Below are 16,849 nucleotides of genomic sequence, written 5' to 3'. Positions count from 1 at the left end.
CACAGAACCGCCATATCCCGACCCTACCGTCCGCTGCAGTTCCGGGATGGACCCGGTAATCAGCGTTCGGGGGATTATTCATGAGCACATACCGCAGCGGCATCCGCCATGCAGGATTCCGCATCAGCCTGCTGGCCCTGGCCGTGAGTGCCGGTTCGGCCTGGGCCGAGGAGCCGCTTGTCATGGAGCACGTCGAGGTGATCGGCCAGGCCGTCAGCATCGACGAGGCATTGAGGGAACAGCGCAGCTCCGACAGCGTGAAAAGCGTGGTCCATGCCGATGGCATCGGCCAGCTGCCGGACGACAACGCCGCTGAAGCCTTGCAGCGCATCCCTGGCCTGTCTGTGGAGCGCGATCAGGGTGAAGGCCGCTTCGTCAGCGTGCGCGGCATCGCGCCGGACCTCAACAGCGTCACCATCAACGGCACCCTGGTGCCCTCACCGGAAAGTGGCCGGCGCGCGGTGGCGCTGGATGTGCTGCCGTCCGAACTGGTGCAGTCGCTTTCGGTGGTCAAGACCCTCACACCAGACATGGACGCCAACTCCCTGGGCGGCACCATCGAGGTGGAGAGCCTGTCCGCCTTCGACCACGACGGCCTGTTTTACAGCCTCAGCACCGAAGCCAGCTACGACGAGAACGTCGGCAAGACCAGCCCGAAATTCTCCGGTGCCATCAGCAACCGCTTCAGCCTGGGCGATGGCGTAGATAACTTCGGCGTGGCCGCGGCACTGAGCTGGCAGGACCGCGACTTCGGTTCGGACAACGTGGAAACCGGTGGCGCCTGGGATTTCGAAGACGGCGCCCGGCTGGAAGAATTCGAGCAGCGTGACTACGAGATTACCCGCGAGCGCACCGGATTTGGCCTGAACTTCGATTACCAGCCGGACGACCTCAGCAGCTACTACCTGCGCACGTTGTACAGCCGCTTCAAGGACACCGAGACTCGCAACGCAGCCGGCGTCGAATTCGAAGATGCGCAACTGGCCGGTGAACTGGGCGATGCCGAGGGTTGGCGTGAGCTGAAGTCACGCGAGGAAACCCAGACCATTCAGTCCTACGTATTCGGAGGCGAACGCATGATGGGCCTCTGGACCCTCAGCGGTCAGGTCGGCTACAGCGAGGCCCGCGAGCGCAACCCGGGCGGCATCTCCAGCGCGACCTTCGAAGGTGACTTCACCGACGTCGGTTTCTCGAGCACGGGCAAGCCACGGCTGACCGTCGATCCGTCCTTCTATGATCCGGCCAGCTTCGAACTCGACGAAGTGGAGTGGGAGAAGACCGACGCCCGCGACAAAGAGAAGAACGTCCGCCTGGATCTGGCCCGCGATTACGACATCCAGGGCTACGCCTCCCAGCTCAAGTTCGGTGGCAAGCTCAGCCGACGCGACAAGACCAATGACGCCGAGATCTGGGCCTACGACGATTTCGACGACCTGACCCTGGCCGACTTTCAGAGCGGTAAGGTCGACTATGCCCTAGGCCGCTTCGGCTCGGGAATCAGTGCCGGCGGGCTGGAAGGCTTGATCGGCGGGCTGGACGCGAGCGAGTTCTACGATGACGAGGAGTCGCGCATCGGCGACTTCGACATGAGCGAAGACATCAACGCTGCGTATTTCATGAACACCGTGGACCTGGACAAGTGGCGCATCATCGCCGGGCTGCGCTATGAGGGCACCGAGTTCAGCGCCAAGGGCACCGGCCTGCGCGACGGTGAGTTCGAAGCCGTATCCAGCGACAACCGTTACGACCACTGGCTGCCGGGTTTGCATGCGCGCTATGAGCTTGCGCCCGATACCTTTGTCCGGGCGGCCTGGACCAATACCGTGGTGCGTCCGACGTTCGAGCAGCTGGCGCCTGGCTTCGTCATCGATGGCGAAGATGCGGAGTTCGGCAACCCGGACCTCAAGCCGCTGGAATCGATGAACTACGACCTGGGCATCGAGCACTACATGGGCCGCGCGGGCGCCGTGTCGGCTTACCTCTTCTACAAGGACATCGACAACTTCATCTACAACACCGATCTGGCCGGCACGGGCCAATGGACCGGATTCGACGAAGCGCTGAGCTTCGAGAACGGCAGCAGCGCCAAGCTCTACGGTGTCGAGTTGGCTTACTCGCAGAAGCTCGATTGGCTACCGGCACCCTGGAATGGCGTGCTGCTGGGCGCCAACGCCACCTTCAGCAAGTCCGACGCGGACATCGAAGGGCAGGGCAGTCGTCGCAGCATCGACCTGCCGAACCACTCCGATACCGTCGGCAATTTGATGGTCGGCTGGGAAAACGACGTGTTCAACATGCGTCTGGCCGCCAACTACAAATCCGAGTACCTGGCCGAAGTGGCCGGCATCGACGATGAAGCCCACGACCTCTACGCCGACGATCAGCTGTTCCTGGACTTCAAGGCCGGCTATTTCATCACGCCGAACCTGCAGGTGACGCTCGAGGCGTTGAACCTCACGGACGAGTCCTACTTCGTCTACACCGGGCGCAGCAACTTCAACGCCCAGTACGAGGAATACGGTCCGACCTACAAGCTCGGCCTGACCCTGACGCACTTCTGACCCTTTTCGACTTATTCGCCGCCCCGTCTCCGCTCTGTTCCCCTTTCAGAGCGGTGGCGGCCAGCGGCTGCTGATTGGAAAACCATGTACATGACTTTGCATAAACCCATGTTGCTGAGCCTCTGCATTGCGCTCGCGGCCTGTCAGTCCGGAGCGGGCGTCGAGTCTGGCAAGCAGACGGCGCCGAGCCTGAGCATCGCGGCTTCAACTCCGCTGGAAGCGCAGAGCGCGCAGCTGATTTCAGAAACAGGCTTCTGGCAGGACGCTTCTCGACTGGTGGTTCGGCCGGACTCGCGCGGCCTGCAGATACTCGACGCCAAGGGCGCGGTAATCAGCGATTTCAAAGGCCGCTTCGAAGGCCTGGATCATCGTGTCGGTGCGCAGGGCATGTTGATCGCAACCCTCGACCGCAAGCAGCAACAGGCCGTGCTGCTGGGGCTCGACCGGCTGCATCGCTGGAGCCAGCCGTTGTATATCCCGCGGACGGATTTCGCCATCGAGGGGCTGTGCCTGTTCCGCGACGCGGCGCGCAACAGCTTCCTTTTTCTGGTCGGTGAAGAAGGCATCGGCGAGCAATGGCTGGTCGCCGCCGACATGCGCCCAGTTGCGACGCCGCAGCGCGTGCGCGGCCTGAGCCTGCCGCCGGAAAGCGGTTACTGCCAGGTGGATGATCAAACCGGCGAGCTGATCGTCAACGAAGAAGGCGTGGGACTCTGGCGTTACGCGGCGGATGCTGAAGCACCGCTCGTACGCCAACCCGTGGATATGATTCAGCCGTTCGGTGGGATCGCTGAGGCCGCTGCCGGCATGGCACTGGTGCCGGGCGGATTGCTTGCGCTGGATCCCGAAGCCAGCGCGCTGCACCTCTATGGGCGAGACGCCGACAGCTGGCGTAGCCATTCGGTACTGCCGCTCGAAGGCTTCGACGAGCCTGAGCAAATCAGCGCCCGATTGACCGAGGGTGGCATCGACCTGCTGCTGACCGATGAGCGTGGCGCCCACGCGTCTCGTCTGGATTGGCTGCCTCAAACGCCCACCGCGACGCCTGTCATTCCGATGCTGCCGGCTCAGGCTCAGACCGATCCGGTGCCGCACCTCGGCGATGCTGCCGACGACCCTGCGATCTGGATCAACGCAAGCGACCGTGCCAGAAGCCGTGTGCTGGGCACCGACAAGAAGGGCGGGCTCGGCGTGTACGACCTGACCGGCAAGCAGCTCCAGTACCTGCCCGTCGGGCGGTTGAACAACGTGGACGTGCGCACTGGCTTTGTCCTTGGCGGCAAGCAGATCGACCTCGCAGTAGCCAGCAATCGCGATCACAACAGCCTGCACCTGTTCGCCATCGATCCAGCGAGCGGCCAGCTTAGCGACATCGGCCAGATCGCCACGCCGATCACCGATATCTATGGCCTGTGCATGTACAAGGACCGCGAGGGCGCGATCCACGCGATCGCCAACGACAAGGACGGCACCTTTCTGCAGTACCGCCTGGATGGTTCCAGCGGCGCGCCGCGCGGGGAGCTGATGCGGGAGTTCAAGGTCGCCAGCCAACCCGAGGGATGCGTGGCCGATGACCGCACCCAGCGGCTCTTCGTCGGTGAGGAGGACGAGGCAGTCTGGACACTGGATGCCCGTGGCGATGCCCCGGCGAAGCTGGAAAAGGTCATCGGTGTCGGCGGCCCGCTGCATGACGACGTAGAGGGGCTGGCGCTCTACCAGGGTGCGAAGGCCGATTACCTGGTGATCTCGAGCCAGGGTAACGACAGCTATCTGGTACTGGATGCCGCCGCGCCTTACGCCGTTCGTGGCGCGTTCCGCGTCGGTTTGAATGCCGAGCGCGGTATCGATGGCGCGTCGGAAACCGATGGGCTGGAAGTCACCTCCGCCAACCTTGGCGGTATCTGGAGCCGCGGCATGCTGGTGGTGCAGGACGGTCGCAAGCGCATGCCCGAAGGTGCACAGAACTACAAATACCTGCCATGGGCAGCGGTTGCCGACGCGCTGGGGCTGGACTGACTTCGGCCGCATGGGCGCAGCAGGCGACGCTCGCAGCGTTGCCCGAAAGTAAACGACGAGTGCCGTTCCGCGGGACGGCCGGAGGAAATACAGATGCAAAGTGAACACATGTCGGTCTGGGGACTGGTCAGCGAGGCCAGCCTGGTGGTGCAACTGGTGATGGTGATTCTGGTGCTGGCCTCAATCACGAGCTGGTACTTCATCATTCAGCGTGGCGCCTCCTTACGCCGTAACGAACGCCTGTTGAAAACGTTTCTGCAGCGTTTTCGCAGCGATGCAGAACTGACGCAGTTGTTTCGCGAAGGCAGCGATCAGGCGCCGCCCCGCGAGGCGGCATTGCAGCACATCTTTCTCGCTGGCTATCAGGAATTCAGCCAGCTGCAACGCCAGCCGGGCATTGCGCCGGATGCGGTGATCGAGGGGGTCGAGCGCAGCCTGTATGTCGCGATTTCCGAGCAAGAAGAGCGTTTGGAAGGTGGCTTGCAGTTCCTCGCCACGGTCGGCTCGGTCAGCCCTTATATCGGCCTGTTCGGCACTGTGTGGGGGATCATGAACTCCTTCCTGGGCCTGTCCATGGTGCAGCAGGCGACGCTCTCCACGGTTGCTCCGGGCATTGCCGAAGCGCTGATCGCCACGGCCATCGGCCTGTTCGCGGCAATTCCGGCGGTGATGGCCTACAACCGTTTCTCTGCCCGCGGCCAGACCTTGAGCGCCCGCTATTACAGCTTTGCCAATGAGCTACAGGCACGCCTGCATCGTCGCTTGCATGCCGGTTCGCCCAGCGTCGCCGCTGCCGCCTGAAGGAGCTTCGCCATGCTGGTCAAACCGCAGCGTAAACACGGCCCCAAAGCCGAAATGAATGTAGTGCCTTACATCGACGTGATGCTGGTGCTGCTGGTGATCTTCATGGTGACCGCGCCGATGTTGGTGCAGGGCGTGAAGATCGAGCTGCCCAAGGTGGCGGCCGAGGCGATGCCCACCGAGAACGAGCGGCAGATCCTGACCCTCTCGGTTAAGGCCGACGGAGGCTTCTACTGGCACCTTGGCACCGAACTGAATGCTGAAGATCAGACCGACAGCGCTATCGACCTTGAGGATATGCGCGAGAAAGTCGCAGCAATCATCGCCGAGCGCGGCGACACCCAGGTCTACGTGCGTGCCGATGATGCTGCTGACTATGGCCGCGTAGTGGCCGGAATCGCCGAGCTGCAGCGCGGCGGGGTGATGAATCTCGGTCTGATTACCGAGGCGCCGTCCGGGCAGCTGGCGCCATGAGCAGTTTGAGCATGCCCCTGCCCAGCTTTCCGCTAGCCCGGCCGCAATGGCGCAGCCATGTCGGCGCCGCCGTGGCGACCGTCGCGCTACACGCAGCGGTGTTCGGTCTGTTGCTGCACGGCTGGACGCCGGAGCTGAACGCGCCGAGTCAGACGCAGGTGCTCAAGACCCAGCTGATCAGCTTGCCAACCCCCACGCCGGTTACTGAAACCGTGGTCGAGCCCGAACCGACACCAGCCCCGGAACCGCTGGTGGAAAAATCCATCGAAGAACCGCAGGTCGACCCGCAGATCGAACAGCAGCGCCTGGAACAGGCCGAGCTGGCGTACAAGCGCGCCGAACGGGAACGGCTGGCGGAAGAGGCGCGCATCAGAGAGCAGCAACGCGTTAAAGAGCAGCAGCGCAAAGAGCAGCTGGCGCGCGAACGGCAGGAACGGATCGAGGTCGAGCGGCAGCAGCGCGAAGCCGAGCGTCGCGAGCAACTGGCCCGAGAGGAACAACAGCGCCAACAGGCGGCACGTGCCGAAGCGTCGGCCGCAGCCGAGCGGGCGCGACAGGAGGCCGCTGCAGCGGCGAGCCGCCAGTATTTGCCCATTGCCAAAGACGCACCTGACTACCCATCGCGAGCGTTGGACAAAGGCATCGAAGGCACCTGCACCGTCAGTTACTCGGTCAACCCGCAGGGACGGATCGAGAACCCAAAAGCGCTGGACGACTGTCACCCACTGTTTATCCGGGCGTCGATTACGGCTGCCAAAAGCTTTCGCTACCAACCTCGGATCGTCGACGGTCGCGCCGTGACCGTTCCCGAGGTCAAGAACACCTTTCACTACCGCATCCAGTGATGTGGCTGGACCCACTTTGCAGAATGAGCCATCAATGAACCAGGATTTCCAGAGTTTCCACGCCAATCTTTCTGCCCTGGACGACCAGACGATCAACCCGAGCGCCAACGTCTCGTTGGATCAGCTTGTCGATCGTAGCCGGCGTAACCTGCTCAAGGGCGGGATGGGCCTTGCCGCGTTGGGCTTTCTCGGCGGCAGCCTGGGCGCCTGTCGCAGCGCCGTGCAATCTGAGTCGCTGATCGGTTTCAAGGGCATCCCGACGCAGCTCGACCCGGCCTTCGACAGCGTGCAGGTAGCGCCGGGCTACAGTGCTCGGACGTTCTTTTCCTGGGGTGATGCCGTCATGGCCGACGCCCCGGAGTGGAACCCGGACGCCAGCGACGATTGGCAGGCTCAGCTCAAGCAGGCCGGCGACAACCATGACGGCATGCATTTCTTTCCGTTCCCGGAGAACCCCGACAGCCACGGCCTGTTGGTGATGAACCACGAATACGTCAACCCGCCGCTGCACCCCAACGGCATGACCTTCGTCGACGGCAAGCGCCCGCTGGATGAGGTGCGCAAGGAGCAGGCGGCCCACGGCGTCAGCGTTATCGAAGTGAAAAAAGACACGCAGGGTCAATGGCAGCGGGTCATGCCATCGCGCTACAACCGCCGCATCTCGGCAATGACGCCCATGGCCGTAAGCGGCCCCCTGGCCGGCAACGACGCGCTGAAAACCGCTTCCGACCCCAGCGGGCGCGAAATCATCGGCACACTGAATAACTGTTCCAGCGGCTTCACGCCTTGGGGCACCTATCTGGTGTGCGAGGAGAACTGGCACAACTACTTCGTCAACCATGACGCCGAGGACATGGCCAGGCGCGTATCACACAAGCGCTATGGCATCGAGGGCAAGGGCCTGAGCAAACTCTACGGCTGGGAAACCGCCGACCTGCGTTTCAATGCCACACCGGACCCGTCGCAACCCCACGGTGGCCATGTGAATGAGCCGAACCGCTTTGGTTGGGTGGTCGAGGTCGATCCGTTCGATCCGCAAAGCAAGCCGGTCAAGCGCACCGCGTTCGGCCGTTATTGCCGCGAGTGCTCGGTGCTTTCGCTGGGCGAGGACGGGCGCATGGCCTTCTATTCAGGCGACGACACCAAGGGCGAGTACGTCTACAAATTCGTCCCCGCCGGGCGTTACGTACCCGGCGCCGATCAGGCCAACCGCAGGCTGCTCGACAGCGGCACGCTTTACGTGGCGCGGTTCAATGCTGACGGCAGCGGTGACTGGCTGGCGCTGGTTCACGGTCAGAACGGGCTCACGGCGGAGAATGGCTTCGCCGATCAGGCCGAGGTGCTGCTCAACGCGCGCGCCGCTGGCGACCAGGCGGGGGCGACGCCCATGGACCGGCCCGAATGGGTGGCGGTGCATCCTCGCAGTCGTGAGGTCTATGTAACTCTCACCAACAATGACGGGCGCGGCGTGAAGCAGCCCACCGACAGGGCCAATCCACGACCGCACAATCTGCATGGTCAGATTCTGCGCTGGAGCGAGGAGGGCGCCAACCCCACCGCGACCACGTTCACCTGGGAAGTCTTTCTGCTGGCCGGCGAACAGCCTGGAGCCAAGAGCTCAGATGGCCAGCCAGTGCCGGCCAACCTCACAGGGACCATAAATGGGGATATCTTTTCCTCGCCGGATGGGCTGGCGTTCGACGATGCCGGCCGGTTGTGGATCGAAACCGACTACGGTGATGAAGAAGCCGCGATGCAGGCCATGGGTACCAACCAGTTGCTCTGCGCCGACCCGAGGACGCGCGAGGTGCGGCGGTTTCTCGTTGGCCCGCGCGGGTGCGAGATCACCGGCATCACCTGGAGCCCGGACTACCGCGCCATGTGGATCAACGTGCAGCACCCCGAGCTGAGTTTCCCGGCCAGTGACGGCAAGACGCGCCCGCGCGCTTCCACGATCCTGATCACCAAGGACGATGGTGGTGTGATAGGCAGTTGACCGGCAGCGTTCGATTCGGTGGGCTAGGCTCTGTGCAAGGGCCAGCCTACTGATACTTGGTCTATGGCGCATCTGTGAACGTTTGGCGGCACGCTGTGCTCTAAAACATGCATACATTCCCTATTGCATGTAACCAAGGAGCTGGGCCATGGCAATCCCGCGCTTGCACGCTCGCGTTTCCCTCGCCGTACTCGTCGCTTGTGTTCCGGTAGTCAGTCAGGCTGACCTGTATTCCCTGAAAATCGAAAACGATGTGATTGCTACCGGCAGTGATGGGCACTACACCAACGGCTTCGAACTGATGCGCTCGTTCGAACCCGATGCCGATCACTGGTCGCGCCAGTTTGCCGATGTGCTGCCGGGCTGGCGTGCCGCCGAGGTGGACAGCGTCGCTTACCGGCTGGGGCATCAGATCTACACACCGAACGATATCGAGCGGACTGAACTGATCGAGGACGACCGTCCCTATGCCGGGCTGCTGTTCGCCGGGATGTCGATCTTTTCTGGTCATCAGTATGAAGGCTGGCGCAGTGCCAGCGGTTTGCATCTGGACGTGGGAATCGTCGGGCCTGCCGCCGGCGGCAAGAAGATCCAGCGCCGGGTCCATGAAGTCACCGACAGCGACGAGCCCAAGGGCTGGGACAACCAGCTGCGTAACGAGCCCTTCGTCAATCTAGCCTACCAGCACCGTTGGTGGTTGCAGCAACGCTTTGCCGGACTGGAATTCGAATACGGGCCGAGCGCGGGCTTCTCGTTGGGCAATTTGTATACCTACGGCTCTGCCGGGCTGGGGCTGCGCATCGGCCAGGGATTGGCGCGTAGTTTCAGCATCCCGGCAGTGGCGCCAGCGCAGAGCGGCAGCATGTTCTTCACGCGCGGTGGCGGGTTCGCCTGGAACATCTTCGCTAACGTCGAAGGTCGATACATGGCGCAGAACATGTTGCTCGAAGGCAACACCTTCAAGAGCAGCCATTCGGTGGACCCGAACGAATGGGTGGGCGATGCCAAGGCCGGCATCGCGCTGACCTGGAACACTTGGCAGTTGGCGTTTGCCAGCGTCTGGCGCACCCGTGAATTCCATGGCCAAGACGAACACGATCAGTTCGGTTCGCTGACGGTTTCGACCTGGTTCTGACTGTCGTTCAGAGGTGGATCACGCTTCGGCGGTCCACCGAGCTAAGGGCGGATGATGCAAGAAGCGACATCCACCCTTCGGCTGATATCTGCGTGCTGCTGAGCGCTTGAGCCGCGCTCTACTTCTTCACCCAGGTGCCGTTGAGCTGGATCACTTGCCCCGATGGGGTTTTTTCGATGGCTTTCTTGCCGGCGATGGCTTCGACGTCGCTGACGCTGATGCCGTTCTTCTGCGCCAGGCGATGGTACTCGGCACGCCGGGCCTGGTTGATCTGGCTGGCGATCTCTTCGGCCTGACCGCCGCCCTGTACCACACCCAGGTAACCGTCGGGCTTCTCGCCGAGCTGGCCGCTGGCCTTGGCCTGACCCAGGGCGGACATGGCTTCGTTGAGGGACATAGCGGCGGCGGGAAGGGCCAGGCACAACGCCATGAGCAGGGTTCCGAGTTTCAAGTAGGTTTTCATATGCGTCCTCAGAACAGACCACTGTCTTCGTTGATGATCGAGTCGAGCTGCTTGTCGACCTTGATGTAGATCTCGTGCTCGATTTTCACGTTGAGGTTGATATTGATCGGCTCGTTGGGCACGGCCAGCTCCACGCGCGGGGTACAGGCGCTAGTCAGCAGGGCCAGCACCAGAATGCTGAAGGGATGATGCAACCGCATAACGGTCTCTCCTGGTCGATATCGTCGCTACAGTGCCTCATCTAAGGCGTTCCTGCACGCGTCGTTGAATGGTTTCGCTGACTCGATCAGACAATTGCAGGCTGGTCAGCAAGGCCGGGATGTTTTCTTCGAGATTGATCGAGAAGTTGATCGGGCGACCGCCTTCCAAGGCCGGATTGCGTCCTTGTAGCCTGAGGCCCAGGTCGAGCTTGCCGTCGGCGGCGTAGTGCACATCACTGGCGAGCAGGTCGTAGTGAAAGTCATCCAACGCTTCGGTTACCAGGCGCATGGCTGGATTGGCCTGACCCAATGCCTGGATTTTCGCTGAACGGAACTGCAAGGCGCCGCCCGGCTCTCGCGCCTTCAGCGATCCCTGCTCGATGCTGATCCCGGCCGCGCTGCGTTGCACCTGCAGCTCGCCGTCGATCACCCCGGTACCCGATAACCCTTCGGTGGGGTAGGCCTCGAGCAACAACGGGAGCTGCAGTCCGCGCAGATGAGCGTTCAGTCGTTGGGTGCTGGCCGCCAGATCGGCGTCTCCTGGGTCTAGCCAGAGTCGACCACCCAGCAGGCGCACTTCTGCGGTTTCCCAGCTGAGGCGGCCCTGGTCGAGACGGTCGATGTCACCCGTGTAGTGGCCGTTGAACAGCAACGGGCCGAAGGTGAAACCGGGGTTGGCCTGTCGCAGCGTCAGTTCCGCTATCTCCAGGTGCAGCTGGTTTTTGCGCAGCGTGGCTGACAGGTTCGCGTCCAGCCCGCTTAGCTCGGTGCGGTCGTAGATGCCGCCGAGTCCCTTCGCGCTGAGCGTCGCGGTCACCTCGGGAGCGCCGTTCGCCGGTAGGGCGAGCTGCCCCTGGCCCTGCAGCCGTCCGGTGCTCAGCTCCAGCAATTTTGGCCAGTCGGCGAGGGTGGCGGACACGGGATTGCCCGCACGCAGAAACACTTCGGGGAGGCTCGCGCTCAGGCGGGTCGTGCCGCTGGACCAGTTGTGATCGAGCTTAAGGGGCAAGGTGAGCCCGGCGTCGTTTTGCAGTGGCCCATCGAGTACGATCCGTTCGCGACCGGTGTCGAGCTTTCCGCTCCAGCGCCAGCCCTGTGGTCGCAGGGCTGAGTGCCTGAGTTCGGCAATCGTCACCGCGGCTTGACCATTCACCTGAAGCCCCTGTAACTGGCGATCGGCGAAGTTCGCCTCGATACCCAGACCGGACAGGTCCAGTCGCAGCGTATTGGCCAGCAGATCGGTACCGCTGCTCAAGCGGGCCAACGTGATCCACGAATCCTTGTCGAGCCGGATGGTGGCGGCTTCCGCGGAGGCGCGGCCATGCAGTCGAAGGTCAGCGGCGAGGCCTTTCAGATTAGTCCCTGGAAACGAGAGTTCAGGGTTTTGCAGGCGAAGACCGATCTGTTCCAACGACAACGCGTAGGGCGCGCTGGTCTCGAGGATCAACCGACCGTCGAGCGTAAGCGGTGTGGGTCCGCTGGCAGCGAGGTGCACCTGCAACGGCAGCTGCGATACCGATTGTCCGTTGGCTGTCGGCGTGATTTTCAGCGTGACGGCGTCGGGTCGTAGCTGCGCCGGGAGTTCGGAGAGCAGCGTCGCCGCCGGTCGCAGTTGCAGGTCGGTGATCAGCTCGGTGGGGATCCAGGCGCCGCGGTCAACTTTGGCGGTCACGTCCAGCTGCCCTTGCAACTGGCCAATGCCCACCACTGGCCAGGGCGCTGGCAGATTGGCTGAGAGACGGAACTCGCCGTCCAGCGTGTCCCATCCTCCTGCCAGATCGCTGCTATCCACATGCAGCGCCCAGCCGGCGCCGACGCGCATTTGCTCGGGTAACTCTGGAAGCGTCGGAGGCTCGTAATCCAGCCAGTCGCCGAGCCATTCCAGTAGCCAGGGTGCTTCCGGCAGTTCGCTCATCGCCAGGGCTCCGCGCCAAAACGTTGTGTGTTCGTCCGACGTCAGTTGGTTTTGCATGGAAAGGCGCTGTTCACCATCCAGCAGCAGCTGCAGATCTACGTGGGCTTCGTCGTTCTGATCGTAAGCATTCAGCGCCGCCGCCAAACGGTGGGAGTGGTGCGTGAATTGAAGATTTAGCGTGGCCGGCAACGGCTCCTGGCCGGCATGCTGCCAGCTTATTTCCCCCTGTTCTCGACAGATGCCGCTGGCGCAGGGCAAAGCCAGGACGAGCGAAGCAATATGTCCGTTACGGGGCACCCAGGCCGCCCATCGCTCCAGTTGCTGGCGATCGGGCAAGGCCAGCGGCTCCACGCTGTCGTCCGTGACGGTTGCCGGCTGCCATTGAACGTCGAGGCGATCGATGTCCAGCGATCGAAGGCGTAGCGGCCATCCGCTTTCTATACCGAGCCGCAAGGTGTCGGCTGTCACTGCGAGCCGTTCGTCGTCTGCCGGGTGCCGAACCAGGACAAGTTGTCGCACTTCAAGGTGGTCGGCAGTCAAGCGTACCCCGCTGACATCGAACGTAACGATGCCGAACTCGCGCTTGAGTTGCTGCCAGCGCAAGCCACCGTAGACGCCGATGCCCAGGACGAGCAGGGCCAGGCCTGCGAGCGCCAAGATCAGGACTTTCCGCCGCTTTGCCATACCTCTTCCCATTGCCATCGACGGCTAAGCATAAGCGCGTCGACCCGCGCTTGCGACTGGCGCACCGACGACACGCCGTCGCGGATAAAGTTCCTGGTTTTGCAGGGTTGGCGTGCCCTGAGGCGCTTGAGATGGGGTTCTAGCACTAGCTGCGCCAAACTTGTGCACATTCGTCGGAGCGCCTTGTCAAGCGCTTATGACAAACTGTCGCAAACCGCGTCGCGTCATAGAACGATAATAACTACCTGAAAAATAAAGAAATTTTTCATTGGTGAAAAAAAAGCCAGTTTAACCGCAGCCCGCTAACCATAGGCGTTAGCGAAATTTGTTACCGGCTTGTCCACTGAGTTATCCACAGGTTCTGTGGATTAATTTTTTATGTGAGTCAGTTCGCTTTTTTTTGTTTTTTGCAAGACTTTAACTCTGTGAAAAAAGGAGTAGAGTGCGCGCCCTTGTTCCCCCGAAGCTCTCGGTGACCATGAGAACGCGTCCTCTTGCTTCGACTACGGTCGACAGCACTTCAACTTCTCCGCGCCTGCCATTGCGCATGGCGCTGTGGCTGCTGGACAGCCAGCGTCTAGGACAGACCAAGAGTGTCAAACGTATCGCCGGCCGGATGCTTAAGCAGCCAGCGCTCGAAGGCGTGGTCGAGGCACAGAGCCGCCTTGGACGGTTGCTTTGTACCGACTGCGACAGCCAGCGCGATCGGCGCATCGGGTTCGAGCTGCTGCGTCAGGCCGCCCGCGCGGGCGACTGCCAGGCGCAACTGGAACTGGGACAGCTGTATTGCCAGCCCCAGTACCGGGAGCTGGGCAAGGCCAGGCACTGGTTGGAGCAGGCCGCTGCGCAGGGCTCTGCCGAGGCCTCTCGTGTCCTGCAACGCTTGCCTGCCAAGCGCTAGAGCGGCCTGAATAGAGCGTTTGGCCTGACCGACATGCGTCAGCTGGCTATACTGCCCGGCAATTCAGCCGGAGCCCACCATGCCGCTCGACCCCATCTATCTGCTCGCCGGGCTTGGTTCCCTCTGTGTGCTGCTGACTGCCGTTGCGGTCATCCTTTCGCAGCGCCTTTCCAAGCGCCAAGCCGAACTGGCCTTGCTCGACGAGCGGCTCAGCCAGGCGACATTGGCGCAGGAGGGCTTGAACGCGCAGTTGGAAACCAGCCGTCTTGCCCATGCCGATCTCAGCGAGTCTCGCTCCGCGCTACAGGCCGAGCTGGCTGCGCTGCGCCGCGAGACCGAGTGGCTCCAGGCTCAGCGCCTGGAAAACCGCGACGCTCTCAGCGACCTCGAGGCCGAGCGCGACGCGCAGCAATCCGAGCTGCGCGCACTGAGCGCCGCTCACGCTGCGGTCACGGCCGAACTCAATGAACAGCAAAAGACCCACGAGCAGCGCCTGGAAGATCTTCAGGGCGCTCGGGACGAGCTGCGTGCGCAATTTGCCGAATTGGCCGGAAAGATTTTCGAGGAGCGCGAGCAGCGCTTTGCCGAGGCCAGTCATGAGCGACTCGGACAATTGCTCGACCCGCTGAAGGAGCGCATCCAGTCGTTCGAGAAGCGCGTCGAGGAAAGCTACCAACATGAGGCGCGCGAGCGTTTTTCGTTGGCCAAGGAGCTGGAGCGGCTGCAGCAGCTCAATCAACGTCTGGGCGACGAGGCCACCAACCTGACGCGCGCCTTGCAAGGGCAAAAGACCCAAGGCAACTGGGGCGAGCTTATCCTCGAGCGGGTACTGGAGCATGCCGGGCTCGAGAAGGGCCGCGAATACCATACCCAGGTCAGCCTCAGGAGCGCCGACGGCGAGCGCTTCCAGCCTGACGTGTTGATCCAGCTACCTGGCGACAAGCAGGTGGTGGTGGATGCCAAGGTCAGTCTTACCGCTTATCAAGCGCTAACCTGCGCGGAGGACGATGCAGGTCGCGCGCTGGCGCTCAAACAGCATGTTCTGTCGCTGCGCAATCATCTGAAAGGCTTGTCGCTAAAGGACTATCAGCGTCTCGATGGGTTGCAGAGCCTGGATTTCGTGTTGCTGTTCGTCCCGATCGAAGCGGCTTTTGCCGCGGCGCTGCAGGCCGATCCGGAGCTGTTTCAAGAAGCGTACGGCAAGCACATCGTGATCGTCAGTCCGACCACCTTGCTCGCCACCTTGCGGGTGATCGACAGCCTCTGGCGGCAGGAGCGGCAAAGCCAGAACGCCAGGGAAATCGCCGAACGGGCCGGAGCGCTGTACGACAAGTTCGCTGCATTCATCCAGGATCTGGACGAGATCGGCAATCGCCTGCAGCAGCTGGACAAGGCCTATATCGGCGCGCGCAACAAGCTCACCGACGGCCGCGGCAATCTGGTCGGCCGCGCCGAACAGTTGAAACTCCTGGGTGCCCGCGCCAGCAAGCGCTTGCCAGCCGACTGGCTGGAGCGTGCCGGGGCCGAGACGCCGCTGGAGGCTGAAGAGTAGCGACCACGCTTCGCCTCATGCCAGCCACAGCACTGCGAGCCCGACGAGCAGGCCGCCGAACATGAACGGCCACGTCAGCATTGCCATAGCGCGCCCACCGATGAGAAGGATCAGGCCGGCCTTGACCAGACTATTGCTGAATGCGGCGAGAAAGATGCCGCGGACCGCGACCAGCTCGCTCAAATCGGTGCGCGCGCTGTTGGACAGCGACAGGGTGATGGCATCCACATCGGTCAGGCCGGACAGCAGCGAGACCAGGTAGATGCCGGTATCGCCCAGCAGCCGCCGTGCGCCCTCTACAAGAAACAGAATGATCACCAACAAGCCGGCGAAGCGCAGTGCCGGGCCCAACTCGAAAGGATTCTTCAGTGGGGGCTCGGCCGCGTTCTCCGGCTGTTGCGCCGCGCGCAGGTAGTAGAAAAGGGCTCCAGCGGCATAGATCAAACCGGTCGTCAGCATGGGGGCGAGCAGCGACGGCAGCAGCTCGCGGTTGATCAGTCCGACCTCCAGCAACACCCGCGGAAACATCAGCGCTGAGGTCGCCAGCAGGCCGGCGGCCAAGGCGGGACGCAGCTTTTCGGCGTCCAGGCGGGCAAGGGTGATGGTCATCGCTGTCGAAGAAACGATGCCGCCGAGCAGCGCGGTGACCAGCAGCCCGTGGCGGGTCCCCAACAGACGGATGGAGACATAGGCGGCGAAGCCTATGCCGGCGATCAGCACCACCATCCACCAAGTGGTATAGGGGTTGAAGGCTTGCCAAGGGCCGTAGCCCTCGTTGGGCAGTGCCGGCAGCAAAACCACCGAGATGAATAGCAGCTTCAGTGCGCCGCTCAATTCGGCTTCGTTGAGACTGCGCAGCGCACCATGCAGGCGGGCTTTCAGGCTCAACAGCAGCGCCACGACGACGGCAAGGGACGCGGCCAGCAAGCGGCTTTCGACGACAGCCAGACTGCCAAGCAGGAACGTCAGCAGCAACGCGACTTCGGTGGTCATGCCGTAATCGGCGTTGGAACGGGATCCGACCAGATATCCGGTGATGGTCAGCAGGGCCAGCGCGGCGAACACGGCGACCCAGACGATTGCGCCGAAATGGCTTGCGCTCAGTGCCGCGAGCCCACCGAACAGCCCGCTGAGGCCGAAGGTGCGGATGCCAGCCAGTTCCACCATGTCCGCGTCATTGCCGCGACCGCTCCAGCTGCGCTCGGTACCGATCAGCAGGCCAGCGCCCAAAGCGGTCGCCAGGTTTAACAGCAATTCGATGGCCATGAGGGCAATACGCCAGCAGCTTCGGGCCACTTCAGTTTAG

13 protein-coding genes are annotated in these 16,849 nt (G+C 62.6%); 9 read left to right on the top strand and 4 right to left on the bottom strand.

Annotation, left to right across the window (positions count from 1 at the left end; all coding sequences use genetic code 11):
* Positions 1-80 precede the first annotated feature (80 nt).
* From UF78_RS18530 to UF78_RS18500, 7 genes are all read left to right on the top strand, one after another.
* On the top strand, positions 81-2,561 hold the full coding sequence (locus UF78_RS18530; RefSeq protein ID WP_045163699.1) for a TonB-dependent receptor: 2,481 nt from the start codon (positions 81-83) through the stop codon (positions 2,559-2,561).
* 84 nt (positions 2,562-2,645) lie between these two features.
* Positions 2,646-4,577 carry a phytase gene (locus UF78_RS18525; protein WP_045163698.1) on the top strand — a complete coding sequence of 644 codons (1,932 nt, stop codon included), beginning with the start codon at positions 2,646-2,648 and terminating at the stop codon, positions 4,575-4,577.
* Positions 4,578-4,664: 87 nt separating this feature from the next.
* Positions 4,665-5,378: a protein TolQ gene (gene tolQ / locus UF78_RS18520; RefSeq protein ID WP_045163697.1), complete on the top strand. Its 714-nt coding sequence runs from the start codon at positions 4,665-4,667 to the stop codon at positions 5,376-5,378.
* Between the two features lie 12 nt (positions 5,379-5,390).
* Positions 5,391-5,852: a protein TolR gene (gene tolR, locus UF78_RS18515; RefSeq protein ID WP_045163696.1), complete on the top strand. Its 462-nt coding sequence runs from the start codon at positions 5,391-5,393 to the stop codon at positions 5,850-5,852.
* 11 nt (positions 5,853-5,863) lie between these two features.
* Positions 5,864-6,697 (top strand): TonB family protein, encoded by an 834-nt coding sequence (locus UF78_RS18510; RefSeq protein WP_230623692.1) that lies wholly within the window; start codon positions 5,864-5,866, stop codon positions 6,695-6,697.
* 34 nt (positions 6,698-6,731) lie between these two features.
* Complete coding sequence (locus tag UF78_RS18505) at positions 6,732-8,693, top strand: PhoX family protein (RefSeq protein ID WP_045163694.1); 1,962 nt, start codon at positions 6,732-6,734, stop codon at positions 8,691-8,693.
* 148 nt (positions 8,694-8,841) lie between these two features.
* Positions 8,842-9,828 carry a lipid A deacylase LpxR family protein gene (locus tag UF78_RS18500; RefSeq protein WP_155397671.1) on the top strand — a complete coding sequence of 329 codons (987 nt, stop codon included), beginning with the start codon at positions 8,842-8,844 and terminating at the stop codon, positions 9,826-9,828.
* A gap of 118 nt (positions 9,829-9,946) precedes the next feature.
* Here the strand turns inward: UF78_RS18500 and UF78_RS18495 are convergent, their stop codons facing one another.
* Genes UF78_RS18495 through UF78_RS18485 form a run of 3 tightly spaced genes read right to left on the bottom strand, consistent with a single transcriptional unit; the run spans position 9,947 to position 13,090 of the window.
* Positions 9,947-10,291 (bottom strand): YdbL family protein, encoded by a 345-nt coding sequence (locus UF78_RS18495; protein ID WP_045163693.1) that lies wholly within the window; start codon positions 10,289-10,291, stop codon positions 9,947-9,949.
* 8 nt (positions 10,292-10,299) lie between these two features.
* A complete protein-coding gene (locus tag UF78_RS18490; RefSeq protein WP_045163692.1) occupies positions 10,300-10,491 on the bottom strand; it encodes a YnbE family lipoprotein in 192 nt (63 codons plus the stop codon).
* Positions 10,492-10,528: 37 nt separating this feature from the next.
* Positions 10,529-13,090 (bottom strand): YdbH domain-containing protein, encoded by a 2,562-nt coding sequence (locus UF78_RS18485; RefSeq protein WP_045163691.1) that lies wholly within the window; start codon positions 13,088-13,090, stop codon positions 10,529-10,531.
* 547 nt (positions 13,091-13,637) lie between these two features.
* Between UF78_RS18485 and UF78_RS18480 the strand changes: the two genes are divergently transcribed.
* The gene (locus UF78_RS18480) at positions 13,638-13,991 is read left to right on the top strand and encodes a tetratricopeptide repeat protein (RefSeq protein WP_045163690.1); all 354 of its coding nucleotides are present in this window, start codon (positions 13,638-13,640) and stop codon (positions 13,989-13,991) included.
* A gap of 79 nt (positions 13,992-14,070) precedes the next feature.
* On the top strand, positions 14,071-15,543 hold the full coding sequence (rmuC, locus tag UF78_RS18475) for a DNA recombination protein RmuC (RefSeq protein WP_045163689.1): 1,473 nt from the start codon (positions 14,071-14,073) through the stop codon (positions 15,541-15,543).
* Positions 15,544-15,558: 15 nt separating this feature from the next.
* Here rmuC and UF78_RS18470 read toward each other — a convergent pair whose 3' ends face one another.
* The gene (locus UF78_RS18470; RefSeq protein WP_045163688.1) at positions 15,559-16,809 is read right to left on the bottom strand and encodes an MgtC/SapB family protein; all 1,251 of its coding nucleotides are present in this window, start codon (positions 16,807-16,809) and stop codon (positions 15,559-15,561) included.
* Between the last annotated feature and the right edge of the window lie 40 nt (positions 16,810-16,849).

It is taken from the genome of Stutzerimonas stutzeri, assembly GCF_000952685.1.
Classification (GTDB): Bacteria; Pseudomonadota; Gammaproteobacteria; order Pseudomonadales; family Pseudomonadaceae; genus Stutzerimonas; species Stutzerimonas stutzeri_E.
Note: the sequence above shows the minus strand (reverse complement) of the source record. Positions and strands in the feature narration are given on the sequence as shown.

Coding starts and splice junctions, on each gene's coding strand:
- tolR (WP_045163696.1), top strand. CDS start 5,391: ATGCTGGTCAAACCGCAGCGTAAACACGGCCCCAAAGCCGAAATGAAT.
- UF78_RS18500 (WP_155397671.1), top strand. CDS start 8,842: ATGGCAATCCCGCGCTTGCACGCTCGCGTTTCCCTCGCCGTACTCGTC.
- UF78_RS18495 (WP_045163693.1), bottom strand. CDS start 10,291: ATGAAAACCTACTTGAAACTCGGAACCCTGCTCATGGCGTTGTGCCTG.
- UF78_RS18480 (WP_045163690.1), top strand. CDS start 13,638: ATGGCGCTGTGGCTGCTGGACAGCCAGCGTCTAGGACAGACCAAGAGT.
- UF78_RS18510 (WP_230623692.1), top strand. CDS start 5,864: ATGCCCCTGCCCAGCTTTCCGCTAGCCCGGCCGCAATGGCGCAGCCAT.
- UF78_RS18530 (WP_045163699.1), top strand. CDS start 81: ATGAGCACATACCGCAGCGGCATCCGCCATGCAGGATTCCGCATCAGC.
- rmuC (WP_045163689.1), top strand. CDS start 14,071: ATGCCGCTCGACCCCATCTATCTGCTCGCCGGGCTTGGTTCCCTCTGT.
- UF78_RS18470 (WP_045163688.1), bottom strand. CDS start 16,809: ATGGCCATCGAATTGCTGTTAAACCTGGCGACCGCTTTGGGCGCTGGC.
- UF78_RS18485 (WP_045163691.1), bottom strand. CDS start 13,090: ATGGCAAAGCGGCGGAAAGTCCTGATCTTGGCGCTCGCAGGCCTGGCC.
- UF78_RS18525 (WP_045163698.1), top strand. CDS start 2,646: ATGTACATGACTTTGCATAAACCCATGTTGCTGAGCCTCTGCATTGCG.
- UF78_RS18490 (WP_045163692.1), bottom strand. CDS start 10,491: ATGCGGTTGCATCATCCCTTCAGCATTCTGGTGCTGGCCCTGCTGACT.
- UF78_RS18505 (WP_045163694.1), top strand. CDS start 6,732: ATGAACCAGGATTTCCAGAGTTTCCACGCCAATCTTTCTGCCCTGGAC.